Source organism: Streptomyces sp. NPDC033131, from assembly GCF_055578365.1.
The window spans coordinates 1-18016 of sequence record NZ_JBVIPA010000007.1; the positions used below are offsets into that span (position 1 = coordinate 1).

General features: G+C 71.4%; 15 protein-coding genes. 4 read left to right on the plus strand and 11 right to left on the minus strand.

The genetic code is table 11. The features are described 5' to 3' along the window. The first annotated feature begins 678 nt into the window (after positions 1 to 678). Complete coding sequence (gene trpS / locus ACZ5XS_RS11810) at positions 679 to 1719, plus strand: tryptophan--tRNA ligase (RefSeq protein WP_468650201.1); 1041 nt, start codon at positions 679 to 681, stop codon at positions 1717 to 1719. Positions 1720 to 1768: 49 nt separating this feature from the next. On the opposite strand, the gene proC is transcribed toward trpS, so the two are convergent. From proC to ACZ5XS_RS11825, 3 genes are all read right to left on the minus strand, one after another. Then, positions 1769 to 2578 (minus strand): pyrroline-5-carboxylate reductase, encoded by an 810-nt coding sequence (gene proC / locus ACZ5XS_RS11815; protein ID WP_217235054.1) that lies wholly within the window; start codon positions 2576 to 2578, stop codon positions 1769 to 1771. 127 nt (positions 2579 to 2705) lie between these two features. Next, positions 2706 to 3497, minus strand: coding sequence for an ABC transporter permease (locus ACZ5XS_RS11820; RefSeq protein WP_468650203.1), 792 nt, complete (start codon positions 3495 to 3497; stop codon positions 2706 to 2708). Beyond that, positions 3494 to 4351, minus strand: coding sequence for an ABC transporter ATP-binding protein (locus tag ACZ5XS_RS11825; RefSeq protein ID WP_468650205.1), 858 nt, complete (start codon positions 4349 to 4351; stop codon positions 3494 to 3496). Before ACZ5XS_RS11825 ends, ACZ5XS_RS11820 begins: the two co-directional genes overlap by 4 nt. A 293-nt stretch (positions 4352 to 4644) precedes the next feature. Between ACZ5XS_RS11825 and ACZ5XS_RS11830 the strand changes: the two genes are divergently transcribed. Beyond that, a complete protein-coding gene (locus ACZ5XS_RS11830) occupies positions 4645 to 6081 on the plus strand; it encodes a SulP family inorganic anion transporter (RefSeq protein ID WP_468650207.1) in 1437 nt (478 codons plus the stop codon). Between the two features lie 62 nt (positions 6082 to 6143). Here ACZ5XS_RS11830 and ACZ5XS_RS11835 read toward each other — a convergent pair whose 3' ends face one another. From ACZ5XS_RS11835 to ACZ5XS_RS11845, 3 genes are all read right to left on the minus strand, one after another. Further along, the gene (locus ACZ5XS_RS11835) at positions 6144 to 6908 is read right to left on the minus strand and encodes a class I SAM-dependent methyltransferase (protein WP_468650209.1); all 765 of its coding nucleotides are present in this window, start codon (positions 6906 to 6908) and stop codon (positions 6144 to 6146) included. Positions 6909 to 7089: 181 nt separating this feature from the next. Next, positions 7090 to 7590, minus strand: coding sequence for an EamA/RhaT family transporter (locus ACZ5XS_RS11840; protein WP_468650211.1), 501 nt, complete (start codon positions 7588 to 7590; stop codon positions 7090 to 7092). A 92-nt stretch (positions 7591 to 7682) separates the two neighbouring features. Further along, positions 7683 to 8030 (minus strand): SH3 domain-containing protein, encoded by a 348-nt coding sequence (locus ACZ5XS_RS11845; protein ID WP_468650213.1) that lies wholly within the window; start codon positions 8028 to 8030, stop codon positions 7683 to 7685. 183 nt (positions 8031 to 8213) lie between these two features. On the opposite strand from ACZ5XS_RS11845, the gene ACZ5XS_RS11850 reads away from it, so the two are divergent. Next, complete coding sequence (locus ACZ5XS_RS11850) at positions 8214 to 10301, plus strand: serine/threonine-protein kinase (protein ID WP_468650215.1); 2088 nt, start codon at positions 8214 to 8216, stop codon at positions 10299 to 10301. A 172-nt stretch (positions 10302 to 10473) separates the two neighbouring features. Here the strand turns inward: ACZ5XS_RS11850 and ilvD are convergent, their stop codons facing one another. The 4 genes from ilvD to ACZ5XS_RS11870 all read right to left on the minus strand — a co-directional run bounded on the left by ilvD (position 10474) and on the right by ACZ5XS_RS11870 (position 15105). Next, a complete protein-coding gene (ilvD, locus tag ACZ5XS_RS11855) occupies positions 10474 to 12327 on the minus strand; it encodes a dihydroxy-acid dehydratase (protein WP_468650216.1) in 1854 nt (617 codons plus the stop codon). A gap of 116 nt (positions 12328 to 12443) precedes the next feature. Continuing rightward, a complete protein-coding gene (locus tag ACZ5XS_RS11860) occupies positions 12444 to 13058 on the minus strand; it encodes a TetR/AcrR family transcriptional regulator (RefSeq protein WP_468650218.1) in 615 nt (204 codons plus the stop codon). Continuing rightward, positions 13055 to 13879: a sugar phosphate isomerase/epimerase family protein gene (locus ACZ5XS_RS11865; RefSeq protein ID WP_468650220.1), complete on the minus strand. Its 825-nt coding sequence runs from the start codon at positions 13877 to 13879 to the stop codon at positions 13055 to 13057. Before ACZ5XS_RS11865 ends, ACZ5XS_RS11860 begins: the two co-directional genes overlap by 4 nt. A 293-nt stretch (positions 13880 to 14172) precedes the next feature. Beyond that, positions 14173 to 15105 carry a Ppx/GppA family phosphatase gene (locus ACZ5XS_RS11870; protein ID WP_468650222.1) on the minus strand — a complete coding sequence of 311 codons (933 nt, stop codon included), beginning with the start codon at positions 15103 to 15105 and terminating at the stop codon, positions 14173 to 14175. 107 nt (positions 15106 to 15212) lie between these two features. On the opposite strand from ACZ5XS_RS11870, the gene ACZ5XS_RS11875 reads away from it, so the two are divergent. Then, positions 15213 to 16061: a DUF3109 family protein gene (locus tag ACZ5XS_RS11875; RefSeq protein ID WP_468650224.1), complete on the plus strand. Its 849-nt coding sequence runs from the start codon at positions 15213 to 15215 to the stop codon at positions 16059 to 16061. Between the two features lie 22 nt (positions 16062 to 16083). On the opposite strand, the gene ACZ5XS_RS11880 is transcribed toward ACZ5XS_RS11875, so the two are convergent. Next, on the minus strand, positions 16084 to 17808 hold the full coding sequence (locus ACZ5XS_RS11880; RefSeq protein WP_468650226.1) for a BACON domain-containing protein: 1725 nt from the start codon (positions 17806 to 17808) through the stop codon (positions 16084 to 16086). Positions 17809 to 18016 lie beyond the last annotated feature (208 nt).

An 18016-nucleotide genomic window follows, 5' to 3' on the forward strand; every position in this document is an offset into this window, starting at 1 on the left:
TTTTGGCACGCTGTTGAGTTCTCAAGGAACGGACGCTTCCTTTGTACTCACCCTCTCGGGCTTTCCTCCGGGCTTCCCTTCGGTCTTGCGTTTCCGACTCTATCAGATCCTTTTCCGATCCGATTTCCTCGGTGCTTTCCAGGTTCCCGCTCTCGCGTTTCCCTTTCCGGCGGTTCCGACTCTATCAGATCCTTTCGGGCCTGACTCCCAGTCAGAGGGGGTTGTCCTCGCGGCCACTCGGGCCGTTCCGACGAGTGAGACTTTAGCGGATTCCCTGCTCCCGACGCTAATCGAGGGCTGCGTCCTTTCGAACGCGGATTCCTCATTTCGCGAATACGCACGCCAATGGCGCGACGGCAGAACACTGTCGTCGAGGTTGGCTGGTACTTGCGGAATGGCTGTCCGGGGACCGACCGGGGTCGGCGCTCACGGCGGACAACTCGGAGAACAGTACGGAGCGGCTCGGGGTGTGTCAACTTCGGTCCGCGCGGTGCCCTGCACGCGTACTCTGGGTCGCATGACTACGCGTACGTGCACCCAGCTGTGGTGGGCCGCCTGACGGCGGCCGTGCTCACGTATGCACTCAACGGCCGCCGCCTCGGCGGCCGTTTTCGTTTCCCTCCAGAGCTCCAGAGGGCCGGCCGGCCGGGACGGCGGTCTCGACCAGGAGGTGGAGAGATGACGCGGGTCTTCAGCGGGGTCAAGCCGACCGGGCATCTGACGCTGGGGAACTACCTCGGGGCCATGCGGCGGTGGGCCGCCGTCGATCAGCACCGGGCTGATGCGCTGTTCTGCATCGTCGATCTGCACGCGCTGACGGTGGACCACGATCCGGCGCGGGTGCGCCGGCTCAGCAGGCAGGCGGCGACGTTGCTGCTGGCGACGGGACTTGAACCGGAGCTGTGCACCGTCTTCGTACAGAGTCATGTGGATGAACACGCGCGGCTGTCGTATCTGCTGGAGTGCGTGGCCACGGACGGCGAGATGCGGCGGATGATCCAGTACAGGGAGAAGGCCGGGCGCGAGCGGGAGCGGGGCGGGAGTGTGCGGCTGTCGCTGCTGACATATCCCGTGCTGATGGCGGCGGACATCCTGGCGTACGGGTCCGACGAGGTGCCGGTCGGGGACGATCAGACTCAGCACGTGGAGCTGGCGCGGGATCTGGCGGTGCGGTTCAACCAGCGGTACGGGCACACCTTCGTGGTGCCCCGGGCCACGCATCCGGTGGTGGCGACACGGGTGATGAACCTTCAGGAGCCGACGTCGAAGATGGGGAAGAGCGACGACGTCGGGCCGGGGATCGTCTATCTGCTGGACGAGCCGGAGGCCGTGCGGAAGAAGGTGCTGCGGGCAGTGACCGACAGCGGGCAGGAGGTCGTGTACGACCGGGAGGCGCGGCCGGGGGTGGCCAACCTGCTGGAAATCCTCGCAGCCTGTACGGATGGGAACCCATCGGACCTGAGCGGTGTATATGAGTCGTACGGCGCTTTGAAGAAGGACACCGCGGAGGCGGTGGTCGAGGTTCTCAGGCCTGTGCAGGAGAGGCACCAGGAGTTGTGCGCGGATCCTGGTTATGTGGAGGGGGTGCTGCGGGATGGGGCTGAGAGGGCCAGGGGCATGGCGCGGCCGATCGTCGATGAGGCGTATCGGGCGATCGGGTTGTTGCCTGCGGTCGCGGCTGCTGCGAAGACGGTGAAGGGGGCGGCCGTCGGCGGGTGAGGGGGCGTGCGGGGGCGTGCGGCCCCCCTTGGCGGGGGGCCGCGCGGCGTCAGCTGTTGCCTGAGGCCAGTTCGCGGCTGCGGTCGCGGGCGGCTTCGAGGGCGGCGATGAGTGCGGCTCGTACGCCGTGGTTCTCGAGTTCGCGGATGGCGTTGATGGTCGTGCCCGCGGGGGAGGTGACGTTCTCGCGGAGCTTGACCGGGTGTTCGCCGCTGTCGCGGAGCATGGTGGCGGCGCCGATCGCGGACTGGACGATCAGGTCGTGGGCCTTGTCGCGGGGCAGGCCGAGGAGGATACCGGCGTCCGTCATGGCTTCGACCAGGTAGAAGAAGTACGCCGGGCCGGAGCCGGAGAGGGCCGTGCAGGCGTCCTGCTGGGATTCGGGGACGCGGAGCGTCTTGCCGACGGCGCCGAAGATCTCCTCGGTGTGGGCGAGGTGGTCGGCGGTGGCGTGGGTGCCGGCGGAGATGACGGACATGGCCTCGTCGACGAGGGCGGGGGTGTTCGTCATGACGCGGACTACGGGGGTGCCGGGCGCGAGGCGCTCCTCGAAGAAGGAGGTGGGGATGCCCGCGGCGCCGCTGATGACCAGGCGGTCGGCGGGGACGTGCGGGGCGAGTTCGTCGAGGAGGGTGCCCATGTCCTGCGGCTTGACCGTGAGGATCAGGGTGTCGGCGGTCTTGGCGGCCTCCGGGTTGGTGACCGGGGCGACTCCGTAGCGGGTGCGGAGTTCTTCGGCTCGCTCGGGGCGGCGGGCGGTGACCAGGAGGTCGGCCGGGGCCCAGCCGGCGCGGATCATTCCGCTGAGCAGGGCTTCGCCGATCTTGCCGGTGCCGAGGACTGCGACTTTCTGGGTCATGGCGGGGTGCCCTCCGGGGGTGCGTCGTCCGGGGTTCATCCTCGCATCGGGGGCGGGGGTGTGGCTCGGCTGTCCGGAAGGCGGACGTGTCGGTGGCCTCGCCTTCGCGCCGGTCCGGGTGGGTGGGTCATGCCGTGCGGCGGCGCAGGGTGGCCGCGCCCAGGCCGAGGACCAGCAGTGCGCAGCCCGCGACGATCAACGCGTCGCGGACGAACGCGGCCGTCATGTCGGTGTGGTGGAGGACCTCGTTCATGCCGTCGACTGCGTAGGACATGGGGAGGACGTCGGAAATGGCCTCCAGTACGGGGTGCATGTTGTCCCGGGGAGTGAAGAGGCCGCAGAGGAGGAGTTGGGGGAAGATCACCGCCGGCATGAACTGGACGGCCTGGAATTCGGAGGCGGCGAAGGCCGAGACGAAGAGGCCGAGGGCGGTGCCGAGCAGGGCGTCGAGGAGGGCGACGAGAAGGAGGAGCCAGGGGCTGCCGGTGACGTCCAGGTCTAGGAACCAGACGGCGAGGCCGGTGGCGAGGGTGGACTGGATGATCGCGAGGGCGCCGAAGGCGAGGGCGTAGCCGGCGATGAGGTCGCCTTTGCCGAGGGGCATGGCGAGGAGGCGTTCGAGCGTGCCGGAGGTGCGTTCGCGCAGGGTGGCGATGGAGGTGACCAGGAACATCGTGATCAGCGGGAAGATCCCGAGGAGGGAGGCGCCGATGCTGTCGAAGGTGCGCGGGCTGCCGTCGAAGACGTAGCGGAGCAGGAACAGCATCACGCAGGGGATGAGCATCAGCAACGCGATCGTGCGCGGGTCGTGGCGGAGCTGGCGCAGTACCCGGGTCGCGGTGGAGATGGTGCGGGCCGGGTTCAGGGCGCCGGGGGCGGCGGGGGCGATGGGGTGCGCCGTGCTGGTCGTCGTGGTCATCGGGTCGTCTCCTTCCGGCGGCCGGCTTCGACGGCCTCGTCGACGAGGTGGAGGAAGGCCGCCTCGACCGTGTCGGAGTGGGTGCGGGTGCGGAGGGCGTCCGGGGTGTTGTCGGCGAGGATCTCGCCCTCGCGCATCAGGAGGAGGCGGTGGCAGCGCTCGGCCTCGTCCATGACGTGGGAGGAGATCAGCAAGGTCGCTCCTCGCTGTGCGGCGATGTCGTGGAAGAGGTTCCACAGGTCGCGGCGGAGGACGGGGTCGAGGCCGACGGTCGGTTCGTCGAGCACCAGGAGTTCGGGGGTGCCGAGGAGGGCGACCGCGAGGGAGACGCGACTGCGTTGGCCTCCGGAGAGGTTGCCGGCGAGGGCGTCGGCGTGGCTGGTGAGATCGACGTCGGCGATCGCGCGGGTGACGTTCTCGTGGCGGCGGTCGGCTGATGCGCGGCCGGGGGCGAGGATCGCGGCGAAGTAGTCGAGGTTCTGGTGGACGGTCAGGTCGTCGTAGACGGAGGGGGCTTGGGTGACGTAGCCGATGCGGGTGCGGAGGGAGGGGTGGCCGGCGGGGTTGCCCAGGACGTCGAGGGTGCCGGTGACTTTGGCCTGGGTGCCGACGATCGCTCGCATGAGGGTGGACTTGCCGCACCCGGAGGGGCCCAGCAGTCCGGTGATCTGGCCGCGCGGGACGGTGAAGTCGAGGCCGCGCAGGACGGTGCGGGGGCCTCGTACGACGGTGAGGTCCTCGGCGCGGACGGCCGGTGCGCCGGCGTTCACCGATGGGGTGTCGGCGCTGACGGACGGGGTGTCGCCTGCGGAGGTCGTTCCCCCGCCTGGTGGGTCGGGATTTATATTCATCATGCGATGAATATTCCTCTTGCGGGCGGCGAGCCGTCAAGTGGGGTGCGGGCCGGTGCATGGGGTGGCGCAGGCGCGCGGGGGCGCGAGCGGGGGCAGGCGGATCCGGTCGCGCGCCCTTGGATGCACCGGATGACCACGGGAAGCGGGTGCGCGATCAACTCGGCGTCCCGACAATGGGTTTCAGTGCGAGGTCATATGCCGAGCAGCTACGTCGGCCGCGCCCTCCTCCCGGTCCGGCGGCCCGCGCATCTCCGTCTCCCCTTCTTCTGCCGCTGATCAGCGGAGGTGCTGTCGTGACGCTCCGTGGCGTAGGCAAGGCCGATCTCTTCGCGTCCGTCGTGGTGTTTCTCGTGGCGTTGCCCTTGTGCGTGGGGATCGCCATCGCCTCCGGTGTGCCTGCCGAGCTGGGACTGGTCACGGGGATCGTCGGCGGGCTGGTCGCCGGGGCGTTGCCCGGCAGTCGTCTGCAGGTGAGCGGGCCGGCGGCCGGGTTGACCGTGCTCGTGTACGAGGCCGTTCAGAGGTATGGCCTCGAAGTGCTCGGGGTGCTGGTGCTGGGGGCCGGGCTGGTGCAGGTCGGGCTCGGCGTGCTGCGCCTCGGGCGGTGGTTCCGGGCCGTGTCCGCGGCCGTCGTGCAGGGGATGCTCGCCGGGATCGGGCTCGTGCTGGTCGCCGCTCAGGTCTACGCGCTGGGTGACGCTTCGGCCCCGGAGAGCGGGCTCGGGAGGCTTGCCGGGCTGGTGTCGCTGCCGGGGCGGGTGAATCCGGTGGCGTTGTCAGTGGGGGCCGCCACTATGGCCGTGCTGCTCCTGTGGCCGCGGTGGCGACCGGGGGCGCGGGTGCTGCCCGCACCGCTGGTGGCGGTGGCGCTGGCGGCCCTGGTGACCGGGGTGTTCGACCTGGAGGTGCGGCGGGTCGAGGTGCGGGGGCTGGTCGATGCCGTGCGGGTGCCGGAAGGGGCGGATTTCGGGCGGCTGCTGGAAGTGGGGGTGATCGGGACGGTCGTCGCGTTCGCGTTGATCGCGTCCGCGGAGTCGTTGTTCAGCGCGGCGGCCGTGGACCGGCTGCAGTCGGGGGCTCGGACGGACTATGACCGGGAGTTGATCGCGCAGGGGGCGGGAAACACCGTGTGCGGGGTGCTGGGGGCGCTGCCGCTGACCGCGGTGATCGTGCGGAGTGCGGCGAACGTGCACGCGGGGGCGCGGACGCGGGCCTCCCGGGTGCTGCACGGGGTCTGGCTGCTGGTGTTCACCGTGCTGTTGCCCGGGGTGCTGGGGGTGATTCCGGTGGCCGCGCTTGCCGGGCTGTTGGTGCTCGCGGGATGCAGGCTGGTGCCGGTGCGGGACGTGCGGATGTTGTGGCGCGGGCATCCAGGAGAGGCGGCCGTGCTGGCGGTGACGGCTGTGGCGATCATGGTCGGGAATCTGTTCGAGGGGGTGCTGGTGGGGCTGGCGCTGGCCGTGGTGAAGACGGCGTGGGACATCAGCCATGTGCACGTGGAGACCGAGGACCGGGGCGAGGCCGGGATCGTCGTACGGGTGCAGGGGCATGCGACGTTCCTGCGGTTGCCGAAGCTGCTCGACGCGTTGGAGGCGTTGCCGCGGGATCGGGAGGTGCGGCTGGAGTTGGGCGGGCTGCGGCACCTGGACCACGCGTGCGCGGCGGCCCTGGAGGGGTGGGCCGCCGGGCGCGGGGAGGAGCCGGTGGGAAGCGGGAAGGAGGTGTCGTAGGTCTGGTTGCGGTGCCTTCGAGGGGGCGGCCGCGCTGAGGGCCGTGGTGTGGGGTGGTGGGGTCAGGGGTTCGTGGCCAGGAGCAGGATCACGTCGTAGATCTCCTCGACGATCCCGTCCGGGAAGACCTTCGCCAGGTGGTTCCGCTCCTCGGCGAGGAAGGCCGCGCTCGTCTCCTCGCTCTGGACCAGGAGGACCGAGTGACTGCCGAGGTTGGCGAGATGGGTGTCGATGGGGACGCGGCGGCTCCAGCGGACCTCGCGGCGGGCGAAGTCGAGGCGGCCGGTGGGGTCGACGACCTGTGCGTTGACCGCCCTCTTCTCGGCGGGGACGTTCACGCCGAAGTAGCGGTCGGTGCGGTCCGCGGCCTCGGCGATCCACGGCACGTCGAGGGCGTCGGTGTTCCACCACAGGGCGAGCGCGCCGCCCGGACGCAGGACACGTATGGCTTCCGGGACGGCCAGGGCGGGGTCGGTCCAGTGCCAGGCCTGGGCGTAGGTGAGGAAGTCGGCGGAGGAGCTGACCAGGGGGAGGGTGTTGCCGTCGCCCCGGATGATCGGGATGCCGGGGTGGGCACGGCGGAACTGGGCCGCCATGCCGTCGCCGGGCTCCACGGCGACCACGTCTGCGCCTCGGGCGTGCAGGAGGGCGGTCGCGATACCGGTGCCTGCCCCGATGTCGGCGACGCGGGCGCCGGTGAGGGGGCGGCCTGCCAGGTCTTCCATCGCGTCGAAGAGGGCGGGCGGGTACGAGGGACGGTTGGCGGCGTACTGGGCTGCGGCAGCGTTGAAGGACTGGGCTCGGCTGGTGCGGGAGGAAGCCGTCATGAGGCCATGGTGGCCGACCGTGGGGGCGGGGTGCGGTGAGTTTTCGGTGAGAGGGGGCGACGCTCAGGCATGGGCGGGAGTTCGCGCGAGACGCCGGGGGCAGGGGCCGGCACGCCGTCGCCGGGGCATCCCGAGCCGCGGTCTCGGCTCTCTCTGCGTCGGCTGATCCGAAGGACCCGGCCTAGTTGCGGCGGCGCTTCTTCGAGGGGTTGCCGGGGCGGCGGGTCGTGCGCTTCTCGTGTTTCTTCAGGGCCGTCTCGTACTCCTCGCGGTGGAGTTTCTCGCCGGGGGCCTCGGTGAGGGAGCGGAAGAAGTAGGCGAGGAGGGAGCCGACGAAGCCGATGGCCAGGAGGCCGCGGAGGGAGGCCTGGCGGTCGAGGTCGGGGCGCCTGGCGAAGCCGTCCCAGGTGTGGCGGAAGGCGAGGGCGCTGCAGATGGCGAACATCGCGACGACGAGGACGGTCACGAAGCTGCCGGTGTCGGCGAGCTGGAGGCCTTCGTAGGCGAAGCGGAGGACCAGGCAGGAGACGGTCGCGGCGGCCAGGGAGCCGATGGAGGCGGCGATGCGGCGGAGGGCGTAGCCGTTGTCGTGGCCGACCCAGGTGGTGCCGAAGAGGCGGAGGGGTTCGGGGCGGGGAGTGCCCGGGGAGCCCGCGGACGGGGTGCCTTGTTCGTCGCTCACCCGTTGATTATGGCTCCGGGTCGGCCGCGGGCTCCGGTGGGGCGGGCACGGCCGCGGCGGCAGGCGCCGCGGCCGTCGTCACCCCGGTGGGATCAGGAGCAACGCGGTCGGATGTAGCCGTCGCTGCCGGTGTTCACATAGGAGTCCGAGACGTACTGGCCGTTGTCGATGTTGTCCCAGATGTTCGTGGTGCCGTAGGGGCCCGAGACCGTCGTGCCCGGGGACTGGCAGAAGATCGGGACCTTGGCTCCCTCGGCCAGGACACGGACGACGGTGTAGTTGGTGCCGGGACCGCTGCGGACGTTCAGGCGGACGCCCGGGGCGACCGAGTAGTAGCGCAGCGCCGTGGTCGTGGCCGCCGCCGTGGTCGTGGCCGCCGCCATGGTGACGGCTTCCGCCGCCTCCCCGCCCTCTGCCACTTCGATGCCGTCGACAGACATGAAAAGACCTCCCCCGTTCGACCCCATGACTGCCATGGGGCCCCGTTGATTCCCTGGAAACGCGCCACGAAACACACGTTCGCGACTCGCACGGAGAAGCTAGCAAGCCGCCTCTGTCTCGCACGAGTCATCGACTAGGCTCCGTGCGTCGCGCGCGCGAACGGACAGCACGGGGGTGGTCGCATGGCGCCACAGCGCAACACGGGGGCGGGCGCGGAAGCGGAACTTCCCGAGTACGCCGGCCACTACCGCCTGGAGTCGTGTCTGGGCTCTGGCGGCATGGGCATCGTGCACCTCGCGCGGAGCACCTCGGGGATGAAGCTCGCGGTGAAGGTCGTCCACGCCGAGTTCGCCAAGGACCCCGAGTTCAGAGGGCGGTTCCGGCAGGAGGTGGCGGCCGCGCGGAAGGTCAGCGGGGCTTTCACCGCGTCCGTCGTCGATGCCGACTCGGAGGCCGAGCGCCCCTGGATGGCCACCTTGTTCATCCCGGGGCCCACCCTGTCCGAGCACGTGAAGCGGAACGGGGCCATGAGCCCTGCCCAGTTGCGTCGGCTGATGGCCGGGCTGGCCGAGGCGCTGCGTGACATCCACCGGGTCGGCGTGGTGCACCGGGATCTCAAGCCGAGCAACGTGCTGCTCGCCGAGGACGGTCCGAAGGTCATCGACTTCGGCATTTCCCGGCCAAAGGACAGCGAACTGCGGACGGAGACCGGGAAACTGATCGGGACGCCGCCGTTCATGGCGCCCGAGCAGTTCCGCCGGCCGCGGGAGGTCGGGCCCGCCGCCGACCTCTTCGCGCTCGGGTCCGTGATGGTGCACGCGGCCACGGGGCGCGGGCCGTTCGACTCCGACAGCCCGTATGTCGTCGCCTACCAGGTCGTCCATGACGAGCCGGACCTGACCGGTGTGCCGGAGACTCTGGCGCCGCTCGTGCTGCGGTGTCTCGCCAAGGAGCCGGAGGACCGGCCCACGCCCGACGAGTTGATGCGGGAACTGCGGTCGGTGGCGGCGTCGTACGACACGCAGACGTTCATACCGGCGCAGCGGACGGAGAGCCCGCCGGCGCCGGAGCCACGCGTGGAGAAGCCGGCACCGCGGCCCGCGAGACGCCGGGGCAGGTGGGCGGCGCTGGGAGCCGGGGCGTTGGGTCTCGCCGCGATCGTCGCCCTGACCTCGGTCCAGCTGCTCGACGGCAACGACGCGGCGGCGCGGAGCAGCAGCACGCCACGGCCCACGTCGACCGCGTTCAGCCCGTGGGAGACGGCGGCGCCCGGCAAGGGCACACCCCAATGCACGTACCGGGCGGGGAAGTTGCTGTGTGGGCAGAACGGTCTGGTCTTCGCCGTCGATCCGTCCGACGGCCGCCTGTTGTGGCGGCGTGCCGTCGCCGAGGCGCGCGAGGGGCGGCCCGTCGTGTCGGGTGGACTCGTCCAGCCCGCGCTGGACCGGGGCCGGCGCCTGACGGCGCTCGATCCGGGTTCGGGCAAGGCGCGTTGGCAGCGGACCATGCCCGCGTACAGCGGGCTGGAGCCCGTGGGCGGCATGCTCCTGCTCACCGGCGCCGACGGCACGGTCACCGGTGTGGACGGCGCTTCGGGCGACACGAAGTGGAACCGCCGGATCCCCGGGCATCAGGCGCCGTACTTCGTCTCCTTCGCCGGAGATCCGCTGGCGTACGTCACGAGTGCGTCCGACGACGGGACGAGCACGCGCGTCACCGCCGTCGACCCGGACACGGGTGACGTGCGGTGGGACAAGCGGCTGAAGGGGTCGCTGGAACTCGTCGGCACCTCGGGCGGATCGGTCTTCCTCGTCGCCGTCGACCTGGTCTACGGGGACGCGAGTGGCGTGGTCCGCTACAGCCCGGAGGACGGGACCTCGCGGCGGGTGCCTCTGGCCGTACCGCTGGAACGGGCGCAGGGCACCGTACGCGGGAACCTCGTGTACCTCATGGGGGTCGGCGGGTCGCTGGTGGCCGTCGACATGGCCGCCCAGAAGCAGCGGTGGAGCCTGGAAACGGGCGTGAGCCGGGGTTCCGCGCCGGTCGCCGACGGACGGCACGTGTACGTCACCGCGCCCGACGGGCGGCTGCTCGCGGTGGACGCCGCGGACGGCGGGCTTCTCGGGCAGACGCCTCCGCGGCTCGACACCCACGCGGACCGGATCGCCGGCGCGCTACCCACCCCCGTGACCGCCGACGGCCACGTCTACGCGAGCGCCCCCGACGGCACGGTCTTCGCCGTCGCCGCGAACCATCCGGCCGCCTGGTAGACCGAGGCCCGGTGGATCAAATTCTGACTGGTCAAAGCCTGACCGGTCGAAGCCTGACGGATCAAAGCCTGACGGGTCGAAGCCTGACGGATCAAAGCCTGACGGGTCGAAGCCTGACGGATCAAAGAAGGGAGGGGCCGCCTCCGAGGAGACGGCCCCTGAAGACGAACACTCAGCCCAGCATGCTCACGTCGCGCACCGCGCCCTTGTCCGCACTGGTGGCCATCGCCGCGTAGGCACGCAGCGCGGCCGACACCTTGCGCTCGCGGTTCTTGGGGGCGTAGACGCCGCCCAGGGCCTGCTCACGGCGGGCCAGCTCGGTCTCGTCGACCAGCAGCTCGATCGTGCGGTTCGGGATGTCGATGCGGATGCGGTCGCCGTTCTCGACGAGGGCGATCGTGCCGCCGGACGCCGCCTCCGGGGAGGCGTGGCCGATGGACAGGCCCGAGGTGCCGCCGGAGAAGCGGCCGTCGGTGATCAGGGCGCAGGTCTTGCCGAGGCCGCGGCCCTTGAGGAAGGAGGTCGGGTAGAGCATCTCCTGCATGCCGGGGCCGCCCTTGGGGCCCTCGTAGCGGATGACGACGACGTCGCCGTCCGTCACCTGCTTGTTGAGGATCTTCTCCACGGCTTCTTCCTGCGACTCGCAGACCACCGCGGGGCCCTCGAACGTCCAGATCGACTCGTCGACGCCGGCCGTCTTCACCACGCAGCCGTCGACAGCGAGGTTGCCCCGGAGGACCGCGAGGCCGCCGTCCTTGGAGTACGCGTGTTCGGCGGAGCGGATGCAGCCGCCCTCGGCGTCCTCGTCCAGCGCCTCCCAGCGCTCGGACTGGGAGAAGGCCTCGGCGGAGCGGACGCAGCCGGGCGCCGCGTGCCACAGTTCCAGGGCCTCGGGGGACGGCGAGCCGGCGCGGACGTCCCACGTCTTGAGCCAGTCCGACAGGGACGGGCTGTGGACGGAGTGCACGCCCTCGTTGAGCAGGCCCGCGCGGTGCAGTTCGCCGAGGAGGGCGGGGATGCCGCCGGCGCGGTGCACGTCCTCCATGTAGTACGTGCGGTTCTTCGCGACGTTCGGGGCGACCTTGGCGAGGCAGGGCACGCGGCGCGAGACCTCGTTGATCTCCTCCAGGCCGAAGGGGACGCCCGCTTCCTGGGCCGCCGCCAGCAGGTGCAGGATCGTGTTGGTCGAGCCGCCCATGGCGATGTCCAGGGCCATCGCGTTCTCGAAGGCCTCGAGGGTGGCGATGTTGCGGGGCAGGACCGTCTCGTCGTCCTGCTCGTAGTAACGCCGCGTGATGTCCATGACCGTGCGCGCGGCGTCGACGTACAGCTGCTTGCGGGCGGTGTGGGTGGCCAGGACCGAGCCGTTGCCCGGCAGGGACAGGCCGATCGCCTCGGTCAGGCAGTTCATGGAGTTGGCGGTGAACATGCCGGAACAGCTGCCGCAGGTGGGGCAGGCGTTCTCCTCGATACGGAGGATGTCCTCGTCCGAGATCTTGTCGTTCACCGCGTCGGAGATCGCGTCGACCAGGTCGAGCGTGCGGACCGTGCCGTCGACCAGGGTCGCGCGGCCGGACTCCATCGGGCCGCCGGAGACGAAGACCGTCGGGATGTTCAGCCGCAGCGCGGCGTTCAGCATGCCCGGCGTGATCTTGTCGCAGTTGGAGATGCAGACCATGGCGTCGGCGCAGTGCGCCTCGACCATGTACTCCACGCTGTCCGCGATCAGGTCGCGGGAGGGGAGGCTGTAGAGCATCCCTCCGTGCCCCATCGCGATGCCGTCGTCCACGGCGATGGTGTTGAACTCGCGCGGGATGCCGCCGGCGGCGACGATCGCCTCGCTGACGATCCGGCCGACCGGCTGCAGGTGGGTGTGGCCGGGGACGAACTCCGTGAAGCTGTTCGCGACCGCGATGATCGGCTTGCGGCCGATGTCCGCACCGGGTACACCGGAGGCGCGCATAAGGGCGCGTGCGCCCGCCATGTTGCGGCCGTGGGTGACTGTGCGGGACCTCAGCTCGGGCATCGTCGCTCGCTCCTTCAGGGACTGCGGGGACTGCGATCAGAGACTTCTGACTGATAACGAGCGTACGCCGGTCATCCAGGGGGCGGACAGGTTGTCCGGAATGCGGGATGCGCGTCTCACACTTCCCGCGGACCGGTCAGGTGCCCCTGCACCACCGGCGCCACCCGCGCGATGATCCCCTCGACGTCCGCCGACGCCAGCGGCTCCACCTTGATCACGTACCGCAGCATGGCGATGCCGACCAGCTGCGCGGCCGCCAGCTCGGCGCGCAGTTCCGCGTCGGGGGCGCCGACCTCGCCCGCGATACGGGACACCAGCTGCGTGGAGACCAGCCGGCGGAAGACGGTGGCCGCGGTGTCGTTGTTCACCGCCGACCGGACGATCGCCAGGAGCGGGATCCTGGTGACCGGGGCCTCCCAGAGACCGAAGAACACGCGGGTCAAGCGCTCCCCGACGGCGTCGAGCGTGCCGTCGAAGACCATGTCGCGGGCCGTGAGAACAGGGGCGAGGGCGACCTCGACGGCCGCCTCGAAGACCTGCTCCTTGGTGCCGAAGTAGTGGTGGACCAGGGCCGAGTCGACCCCGGCCGCCTTCGCGATGCCGCGCACGGAGGTCTTCTCGTAGCCCCGCTCGGAGAACTCCTCGCGGGCCACGGTCAGGATGCGGTCGCGGGTGCCGGCCGCTTCCGTACGACGGGGGCGGCCCCGCTTGCGGGCGGTGACGTCGTTCACCGCCGGGGGACCTTCGCCGCCGAGGCCAGGTGCAGGCGCGTGAAGGCCAGGGCCTCGGCGAGGTCGGCGTCACGTTCGGCGCTGGACATGGCCCGCCGGGTGTTGACCTCGATGACGACATGGCCGTCGAAGCCGGTCAGGGCGAGACGGTCCAGCACCTCGGCGCAGGGCTGGGTGCCGCGGCCCGGGACGAGGTGCTCGTCCTTGGCGGAGCCCCGGCCGTCCGCGAGGTGGACGTGGCCGAGCCGGTCGCCCATGCGGTCGATCATCTGGAGGGCGTCGGAACGGGCCGTCGCCGCGTGACTGAGGTCGATCGTGAAGTGACGGTAGTCCTCCTTCGTCACGTCCCAGTCGGGCGCGTAGGCGAGCATCTCGCGGTCGCGGTAGCGCCAGGGGTACATGTTCTCGACGGCGAACCGTACGTCCGTCTCGTTCGCCATGCGCCAGATCCCGGTGACGAAGTCACGAGCGTACTGGCGCTGCCAGCGGAACGGCGGGTGCACGACGACGGTGCTCGCGCCGAGCTTCTCGGCGGCCGCCTGGGCGCGCTGGAGTTTGGTCCACGGGTCGGTGGACCACACGCGCTGGGTGATGAGCAGACAGGGGGCGTGCACCGCCAGGATCGGGATCCGGTGGTAGTCGCTGAGTCTGCGCAGCGCCTCGATGTCCTGGCTGACGGGGTCGGTCCACACCATGACCTCGACGCCGTCGTACCCGAGGCGCGCGGCGATCTCGAAGGCGGTCGCCGTCGACTCCGGGTAGACGGAGGCCGTGGACAGGGCGACCTTCGCATCCGGAACGCGTACGACTGGCTCTGCCATGGGGGACAGATTACGGGGTGCGGTCGGGTGGGTGCGGGGTGGCTCTTCGCCGTTGTGGCGTTCGCCATACGGCGGGTGCGGGTTCGTGGTCGCTGTCGCGCACCGCGTGGCTCGTCGCACCCCGCGGCGCGGCCGCCGGTCGGTACGGCCCCGCGCCTCAAGCGGGACTGGCCCGATACGACCCCGCGCCTCAAGCGGGACTGGTCCGATACAGCCCCGCGCCTCAAGGGACGCCGGGTCGATACAGCCCCGAGCCCCAAGGAACGCCGGGTCGCCCCGAGCCCCAAGGGGCGCTACACGGACCCCATGTGATCCAGCCGCCGCAGGATCACGCCCTCCCGCAGCGCCCACGGACAGATCTCCACGCTCTCCACACCGAACAGGTCCATCGCCCCCTCCGCCACCAGCGCGCCCGCGAGGAGCTGGTTCGCGCGGCCCTCGGAGACTCCGGGGAGGTCGGCCCGCTCGGCGGTCGTCATGCCGGCGAGCCGGGGGACCCAGGCCTCCAGGGACTCGCGCTTCAGTTCGCGCTGGACGTACAGGCCCTCCGTGGAGCGGGCGGCACCGGCGAGGCGGGCCAGCTGCTTGAAGGTCTTGGACGTGGCGACGACGTGGTGGGGGGCGCCGAGGCGGGTGAACTCGCCGACGGTGCGGGCGATCTGGGCGCGGACGTGGCGTCGCAGGGCCCGTATCGCCTCGGCGTCCGGGGGGTCGCCGGGAAGCCAGCCCGCGGTGAGGCGGCCCGCGCCGAGGGGTAGGGAGACGGCGGCGTCGGGTTCCTCGTCCATGCCGTACGCGATCTCCAGGGAGCCGCCGCCGATGTCGAGGACGAGGAGCTTGCCCACGGACCAGCCGAACCAGCGGCGCGCGGCGAGGAAGGTGAGCCGGGCCTCCTCGGCTCCACTGAGGACCTGGAGTTCCACGCCGGTTTCGTCCTGCACGCGCGCGAGGACGTCGTCGGCGTTGCTGGCCTCGCGCACCGCGGAGGTGGCGAACGGCAGCAGGTCCTCGACGCCCTTGTCCTCGGCGGCCTGGAGGGCCTCGTGGACGACCCCTATGAGCTTGTCGACGCCTTCGGGGCCGATCGCTCCGTCCCCGTCGAGGAGTTGGGCAAGGCGCAGCTCCGCCTTGTGCGAGTGGGCCGGAAGCGGGTGCGCGCCGGGGTGCGCGTCCACCACCAGCAGATGCACCGTGTTGGATCCCACGTCGAGGACTCCGAGTCTCATGTAGGGCACGCTACTGCCAGCCGAGGCGGGCGCTGTTGCCGGAGCCGCGCTTGAAGCCGTCCATGTGGCTGGCCCTGGACCGGCCTCGGGCGACTTACCCTGGACAGGTGCCAAAGACGAAAAAGGCGAAGACCGACAAGACGGCCAAAACAGCCAAGGGTTCTTCGCAGGCGAAAGCACCGAAGAAGTCGAAGCAGGCCCCGGCAGGCGACGAGAAGGGGCTCGACTTCGCGCGCGCATGGGTGGAATTCCCTGATCCGGCGGACGACGAGCAGGTCTTCCGCTGCGATCTGACATGGCTGACCTCCCGTTGGAACTGCATCTTCGGCAGTGGCTGTCAGGGCATCCAGGCGGGCCGCGCGGACGACGGGTGCTGCACCTTGGGTGCCCACTTCTCCGACGAGGACGACGAGAAGCGGGTCGCCGAACATGTGGCCAGGCTCACGCCGGAGACCTGGCAGTACCACGACGAGGGCACACGCAACGGCTGGATCTCCGAGGACGAGGACGGCGACCGCCAGACCCGCCCCCACCAGGGCTCCTGCATCTTCCAGAACCGGCCGGGGTTCGCCGGCGGCGCGGGCTGCTCGCTGCACATCCTCGCCCTGAAGGAGGGCCGCGAGCCGCTGGAGACCAAGCCGGACGTCTGCTGGCAGCTGCCGGTGCGGCGGACGTACGAGTGGATCGACCGGCCCGACGACACGCGCGTGCTCCAGGTGTCGATCGGCGAGTACGACCGCCGGGGCTGGGGCCCGGGCGGCCACGACCTGCACTGGTGGTGCACGTCGGCGACCTCGGCGCACGGCGCGGGCGACCCGGTGTACGTCTCCTACCGGCCCGAGCTGGTCGAGCTGATGGGCAAGGCGGGCTACGACCGCCTGGTCGAGCTGTGCGAGGAGCGACTGGCCGCGCAGCTGCCGCTGCTGGCACCGCATCCGGCGGACCCTGTCGGCTGACACGGCTCGAGACCCGTACGGCCTACGACGTGGCCGGGCTCGGGTCGCCGCCGCCGGGCGGTGGTGTCGGATCCCCGGGGCCGGTCGAGGGGGAGTCGGTGGGCGTGGGCTGCGGGCCGGGTGACGCGGGCGGGTCGCTCGGGGCGGGGTCCGAGGGGGCCGGGTTCGTCGGGGTCGGGTCGGGCTCGGAGGGGGGCGGGTCGCTGGGATGGCCGGGACCGGGGTCGTGGCCGTGTCCCGGGTCGGGATCGGGGCCGGAGGGGCCGGGTGCGGTGCCGTAACCCTCGATGGCGACGACTGCACCGGCCGGTGCGATGGCCACGCGCGCGCTCCAGTACCCCGACGGCTCGCGCAGATGGTCGACGTACACCTTGATCGTCAACGATTCGCCCGGTGCGAGCGTTCCCGCCGACTGGCTGAGGTAGAGCCAGGAGGCTCGGGTGGCCGCGGACCAGCGCACCGGCGCGGAGCCGGTCGCGGTGAGGGTGACCAGCGTGGTGTCGCCGCTGTTGTCGGCGACCACCTCCAGGTGCCCGGCGCCCTTCTTGCCCACGCCCACGACGCTGATGACCTCCACGGACACGTCGGGCTTGTCACCGTCGGTGAAGCGGCCGCCGGGTCGGGTGCTGGCGTTGCCGGCGTTCTCGTAGCCGCCGGTCGCCGACTCTCCGTCGAGGCTGTCCGGGCCGTGCGCCTCGCCGGCGCTGGCGATGCCGCCGCCCGGTCCCTCGCCCGTGGGAGCGCCTCGGTAGGCGGCCCAGAGGGCGAGCACGGGGGCGGCCACGACGGTGGCGACGACGGTCGTCGTGACGGCACGCGCGCGTAGCCGGTCCCTTCGGGCGGCCCGGTCCTTGGGGTCCATCGGGAAGCCACGCCGGTCGAAGCGGGGCGCGGCGGCGCCCCGCGCGCGCGGAAGGTGCGCCAGGACCATGTGCAGGGTCGCGCGGGGGGCCTCCAGGACGGGCAGCTCGGCAGGGGTGACGGCGGCGCCGGGCCAGCGGCCGGGGACCGCGCGCTCGGCCGTACGACGGCAGCGCGGGCAGTCGTCGACGTGCCGGACCAGCTCGCGGCGCACGGCGGCGCTGAGCACCAGCTGGTTGTCGCCGGTGAGCCGGGCCACGCCCGGGCAGCCGCCGGTCTCGACGACGGCGAGGGCCGCGCGCGTGCGCTCGACCTCGCAGGCGGCGGAGGCGAGCAGTTCGCGGGCGGCGGCCAGGTCCATGCCGAGGACGGCGGCGACCTCCTGGGCGGCGAGATGGTGGCGAACCGCGAGTTCGAGCGCCTCGCGCTGCTCCGGGGTGGTGCCCGCGGCCTCCGGCCAGGCGAGCAGGGCCAGTTCGCGCCGGCGCTGCTCCTGCGTCCCGTCGGAGACCGGCGGGGTGGCGGGCGGGCGGCGCTCGGCGCCGGCGCGTCCCGCCGCGTGCGTGCCATGACGTTTCTGCTTGGCCTCGGACAGCTTGCGCAGACAGGCCCAGCGGGCCAGCGCGTACAGCCAGGCCCGGCGGTCGCCGGCCGCGTCCGGGCCGCGGCGCTTGTCGGCGAGCGCGAGGACGTCGCCCAGGGCGGCGGTCGCGGTGTCGTGGTCGCACAGCACGGACAGGCAGTAGGTGAACAGGCCGTCGAGGTAGGGCTCGTAGCGCGCGGGCGGGCGGTGCGACGGCGTGCGCGCCGCCGCGCCGTCGCGTGCCTCCCGGTGCGACCGGTGTGCGCCGGTGGTGCGGGTCGAGGTCTCCGGACTGCTGCTCATCACCCGTGGACCGTAGGGGGCCGGAGTTGGCCCCTTCGGTACCCTTGAGCACTTTTAATCCGTACGGGTGAAACGATCCCTCAATAGGGGACAGGAACGTCTCGTTCCGCGGCTCGTTCCCGAGCGGAGTGGCCGATTCCGGCAGGTTCACGCGGCCGGGGAGCGGGCCGCCCGGGGCGCCTTGGGCGGCTGCCGCCCGCGCTGTCAG

What these genes read in the sequence shown, in the direction of transcription:
- trpS (WP_468650201.1), top strand. Translation starts at nt 679, where the DNA reads ATGACGCGGGTCTTCAGCGGGGTCAAGCCGACCGGGCATCTGACGCTG.
- proC (WP_217235054.1), bottom strand. Translation starts at nt 2,578, where the DNA reads ATGACCCAGAAAGTCGCAGTCCTCGGCACCGGCAAGATCGGCGAAGCC.
- ACZ5XS_RS11820 (WP_468650203.1), bottom strand. Translation starts at nt 3,497, where the DNA reads ATGACCACGACGACCAGCACGGCGCACCCCATCGCCCCCGCCGCCCCC.
- ACZ5XS_RS11825 (WP_468650205.1), bottom strand. Translation starts at nt 4,351, where the DNA reads ATGATGAATATAAATCCCGACCCACCAGGCGGGGGAACGACCTCCGCA.
- ACZ5XS_RS11835 (WP_468650209.1), bottom strand. Translation starts at nt 6,908, where the DNA reads ATGACGGCTTCCTCCCGCACCAGCCGAGCCCAGTCCTTCAACGCTGCC.
- ACZ5XS_RS11845 (WP_468650213.1), bottom strand. Translation starts at nt 8,030, where the DNA reads ATGTCTGTCGACGGCATCGAAGTGGCAGAGGGCGGGGAGGCGGCGGAA.
- ACZ5XS_RS11850 (WP_468650215.1), top strand. Translation starts at nt 8,214, where the DNA reads ATGGCGCCACAGCGCAACACGGGGGCGGGCGCGGAAGCGGAACTTCCC.
- ilvD (WP_468650216.1), bottom strand. Translation starts at nt 12,327, where the DNA reads ATGCCCGAGCTGAGGTCCCGCACAGTCACCCACGGCCGCAACATGGCG.
- ACZ5XS_RS11865 (WP_468650220.1), bottom strand. Translation starts at nt 13,879, where the DNA reads ATGGCAGAGCCAGTCGTACGCGTTCCGGATGCGAAGGTCGCCCTGTCC.
- ACZ5XS_RS11870 (WP_468650222.1), bottom strand. Translation starts at nt 15,105, where the DNA reads ATGAGACTCGGAGTCCTCGACGTGGGATCCAACACGGTGCATCTGCTG.
- ACZ5XS_RS11880 (WP_468650226.1), bottom strand. Translation starts at nt 17,808, where the DNA reads ATGAGCAGCAGTCCGGAGACCTCGACCCGCACCACCGGCGCACACCGG.